The organism is Roseateles sp., from assembly GCF_049240545.1.
GTDB lineage: Bacteria > Pseudomonadota > Gammaproteobacteria > Burkholderiales > Burkholderiaceae_C > Paucibacter_A.
In genome coordinates this window covers 23072-27022 of record NZ_JBMLSK010000374.1, presented here as the reverse complement: position 1 = coordinate 27022, position 3951 = coordinate 23072, and the positions used below count along the sequence as shown (strand labels likewise).

Genomic DNA, 3951 nt, shown 5'->3' with positions numbered 1-3951 from the left:
TATCCGGGGTTCACCTGGCTACCCGCCCCCCTTTGTTTCCCGGCCCCAACGGCCCCACGGCACTGCTCCATCGCGGCCTTGCGCGTGTGTCACGACGCGAGCGGCCACTGTGTGCAGGCAAGGGCATTGGGTGTGCTCCGTGGCGAGGTAAAAGGGAGGAGCGAAGCGGGGGACACGAGCGGCGGAGCGCACCCGATGCCCGCAGCCCGGCAGCATTTCGTCATGTTCAGAGCTTTGTTTCTCATGAGACTTAGAGTCGGCTCTCGGTGCCGCCGCTCAAGGGCTGCAACAGGCCTAGAGCCGGGTATGCTCATCGGATCTGCTCGCAGGGCCCGAATCGATGAATCCACTCGCTGGCATTGACGCCGCTTTTTTGCATCTGGAAACAGCCCAGATGCCCATGCATGTGGGCGCACTGCATCTGCTGGAGTTACCGGCCGACTACGCGGGCGACTTTCTCGAACACCTGCGAGCCCACATAGCGGCAAGGCTGCCGCTGGCGCCGGTCTTGCGCCGCAAACTGGCCACCATGCCCTTGAACCTGGCCAACCCCAGCTGGGTGGATGCCGCGCCCGATCTGGAGGAGCACATCGTCGGCTACGACCTGCCCGCGGGCAGCGATATGGCCGCGCTGGAGGCGCAAATCAGCCTGCTGCACACCGAACTGCTGGACCGTGAGCGGCCGCTGTGGAAGTTCCATGTCTTCTACGGTCTGGAGCCCGGCCCCGAGGGCGAACAGCGTTATGGCCTGTACACCCAGCTGCACCATGCGGCCGTGGATGGCCAGGCCGCGGTGGCCCTGGCCGGGGTGATTCTGGACACCACGGCCAAGCCGCGAAAAACTTCGGCCAGCGCGGCCACCAGCAGCGCCGCCGACGGCACGCAAGCGCAGGTCGGTACCGTCGGCATGTTGCGTTCGGCGCTGGCGCAACAGCTGGGTCAAACCTGGCAATTGGCGCGCGCCTTGCCCGGCGCGGCCGGCACGCTGAGCAGCATGGCGGCCCAGACGGCCGCCGATGTGGCCGGCGCCAAGCTGAAGGGCTGGCTGGGCGGAGACAGCGCCGAGCAAAGCCAAGAAAGCAAGATCAGCCATCTGAGCCTGGCGCCGCGCACCCGGCTGAACAACAGCGTCACGGCCGAGCGAAGCTTCTCCACCGTCAGCCTGCCGCTGCCGGTCTTGCACGATGTGCGGCGCAAGCATGGCGCCAGCCTGAATGACGCGCTACTCTTCATCTGTGCCGGTGCGCTGCGGCGTTACTTCAGCAAGCATGGGCCGCTGCCACGCAAGTCGCTGGTCGCGGCGGTGCCGGTGTCGATGCGCAGCAGCGGTCGCATGAGCAAGGCCAACACCCAGGCCACGATGAGCGTGGTCAGCCTGGGCACGCATCTGGCGGACCCGAGCAAACGCCTGGCCTATTTGCTCGAAGCCTCGCAGACCATGAAGGGAGAACTGGAGCGCATCAAATCGCTGATGCCCAGCGATTACCCCTCAATGGGCCTGCCTTGGCTGATGCAGGCCGGGGCGCAGCTGTATGGCCGCGCCCATGTGGCCGAGCGGCTGCCGACGGTGGCGAATCTGGTGATCTCGAATGTGCCGGGGCCGACGCAGCCGCTCTACTTGGCCGGCGCGCGGGTGCTGAGCATGTATCCGGCCTCCATCGTCGTGCATGGCCTGGGCTTGAACATCACCGTGCAGAGCTATGCCGACTCGCTCGACATCGGCCTGATGGCCTGTGCCCACGCGCTGCCGGAAACGAACGAACTGGCGGCGCATCTGGAGGCGGCCTTTCTGGAATTTTTGGCACTGCCGGTGGCCAAAGCACCGCGGGCGAGCGCCAAGAGAAGCGGCATCGCGGCGAAGAAAGCGCGTGTTTCCGCCCCTAAAGCCGGGCGCAAGGCTTGATCGGGCTTCGCTACCATCAGGGCAGATCCCGTACACCTCTCGATTCCGCTTGTTGACGCACGCATGCCTGCCTCGCCCGCTTCCCCCAGCAAACCCAAGGCCATACGCTCGCGTGGCAAAACGCCGAGCGCGCCAGCTGAGCCCTCAGCGCAAGAAGTAGGACAACCGACGCCCTCACGCAGCGACTGGCCGCATCTCAACCTGCGCCCACCGAACGCCTTGTTGATGATGTTGGAGGGCCGCGCGCCCTGGGAGTTTGCGGCCCTGCTCGCGGCCACGCCCTGGCTGCGCAAACTGCCGCGCGGCGACGGGCATCCGGTGGTGGTCTTTCCCGGCTTGGGCGCCAATGATGTGACGACACAGCCGCTGCGGCGCTTGCTCGACACGCTCGGCTACGACACCCATCCCTGGCACCAGGGCTTCAACTTCGGGCCGCGCCAAGGTGTGCTGGAGCAGTGCAACCGCGATGTGCAGGCCTTGTTCAAGCGCCATGCGCGGCCGGTCAGCCTGGTCGGCTGGAGCCTGGGCGGCATCTATGCGCGCGAGTTGGCCAAGGAGTTGCCCGAACATGTGCGCTGCGTCATCACCCTGGGCACGCCCTTCACCGGCCACCCCCGCGCCACCAATGCCTGGAAGTTCTTCGAGCTGATGAATGGCCGCCATGTCGGCGACCCGGCCCTGCTGGCGCAGATCCGCCAGGCACCGCCGGTGCCCACCACGTCCATCTATTCGCGCAGCGACGGCATCGTGGCCTGGCGCTGCAGCGTGATGGAGCCGGCACCTCGGCACGAGAACATCGAAGTGCATGCCAGCCATCTGGGTCTGGGCATGAACCCGCTGGCGCTCTACGCCATTGCCGACCGCTTGGCCCAAGACCCGCAGGACTGGCGAGCTTTTGAGGCGCAGGGCGCGCGGCGCTGGTTCTACCGCACCGGTCAGCCCGAATGAACCAGAAGAAGCACTGATGCAAATCTCCGCCAACGGCATCGCCATCGAAGTCGACGACCAAGGCCCGCCCTGGGCCGAGCCGCTGCTGATGATCATGGGTCTGGGCATGCAGCTGACCGCCTGGCCCGAGGGCCTGGTACAGCAACTGCTGGCGCAAGGCTTTCGCGTCATCCGCTTTGACAACCGCGATGCGGGCTTGAGCCAAGCCTTCGATCAGCTGGGCGTGCCCAATATCGGCCTGGCCTCGGTGCAGCATCTTTTGCACTTGCCGGTGCGCAGCCCCTACAGCCTGACCGATATGGCCCGCGATGCGCTTGGCGTGTTGGACGCTTTGGGCCTGCAAAAAGCCCATGTCTGCGGCGCCTCCATGGGTGGCATGATCGCCCAGCATGTGGCCCTGCTGGCGCCCGAGCGGCTCAAGAGCCTGAGCCTGATCATGACCAACAGCGGCGCCCGCTCGGTACCCGGCCCCTCGATGCGGGTGCGCAGCGCTCTACTGAGGCGGCCGCCCAATCCCAAAGACTTCGCCGCCGTGATGGAGCGCACCTACCAGCTGTTCCGCCTGATCGGCAGCCCCGCCTACCCCGCGCCCGAGGCCGAGTTGCGCGAGCGCATCAAAGCCTATTTGCGACGCAGCAACCGGCCCCACGGCCTGCTTCGCCAGCTGGCCGCCATCGCCGCCGACACCCACCGCGCCGGCCAGCTCGGCCGCATCAAGGCGCCCACGTTGATCATCCACGGCGAGTCCGACCCGCTGATCCCCGTGCCCGCCGCCCATGACCTGGCCCGGCGAATTCCGGGCGCCCAGCTCGACCTCATTTCAGGCATGGGGCATGACTTGCCGGAGCAGTTATGGCCGAGCTTTGTGGGTGGAATCACCCGCGTGGCCGAGCTTGCCGGCTGAACTGCGCAGCCCAGCGAAAGCCCTCTTCTTTATTGGGGTCAGGTTCATTTATTCGCGTGGGTTTGATCGCCAAGGGATGGAAAAATGAACCTGACCCCGTTTTCTTCTCGCGCTTCAATTCAGATATGGAGCCTCCAGAAGTGAAAAAGGACGGTCTCTTCAGACCGCCCTTCATTCACACAAATCTTACTTGCGA

General features: G+C 65.7%; 3 protein-coding genes. All 3 read left to right on the top strand.

Features of this window, described 5'->3' with window-relative positions:
• Positions 1 to 340: 340 nt before the first annotated feature.
• Positions 341 to 1903, top strand: a complete 1563-nt coding sequence (locus tag ACOVRJ_RS22670) for a wax ester/triacylglycerol synthase family O-acyltransferase (RefSeq protein ID WP_422046087.1) — start codon at positions 341 to 343, stop codon at positions 1901 to 1903.
• Between the two features lie 63 nt (positions 1904 to 1966).
• Positions 1967 to 2851: an esterase/lipase family protein gene (locus ACOVRJ_RS22665; protein WP_422046086.1), complete on the top strand. Its 885-nt coding sequence runs from the start codon at positions 1967 to 1969 to the stop codon at positions 2849 to 2851.
• Between the two features lie 16 nt (positions 2852 to 2867).
• Positions 2868 to 3755 carry an alpha/beta fold hydrolase gene (locus tag ACOVRJ_RS22660; RefSeq protein ID WP_422046085.1) on the top strand — a complete coding sequence of 296 codons (888 nt, stop codon included), beginning with the start codon at positions 2868 to 2870 and terminating at the stop codon, positions 3753 to 3755.
• Positions 3756 to 3951 lie beyond the last annotated feature (196 nt).

Bases quoted from the DNA above. Each gene is read 5' to 3' on its own strand.
- ACOVRJ_RS22670 (WP_422046087.1), top strand. From the start codon at position 341: ATGAATCCACTCGCTGGCATTGACGCCGCTTTTTTGCATCTGGAAACA.
- ACOVRJ_RS22665 (WP_422046086.1), top strand. From the start codon at position 1,967: ATGCCTGCCTCGCCCGCTTCCCCCAGCAAACCCAAGGCCATACGCTCG.
- ACOVRJ_RS22660 (WP_422046085.1), top strand. From the start codon at position 2,868: ATGCAAATCTCCGCCAACGGCATCGCCATCGAAGTCGACGACCAAGGC.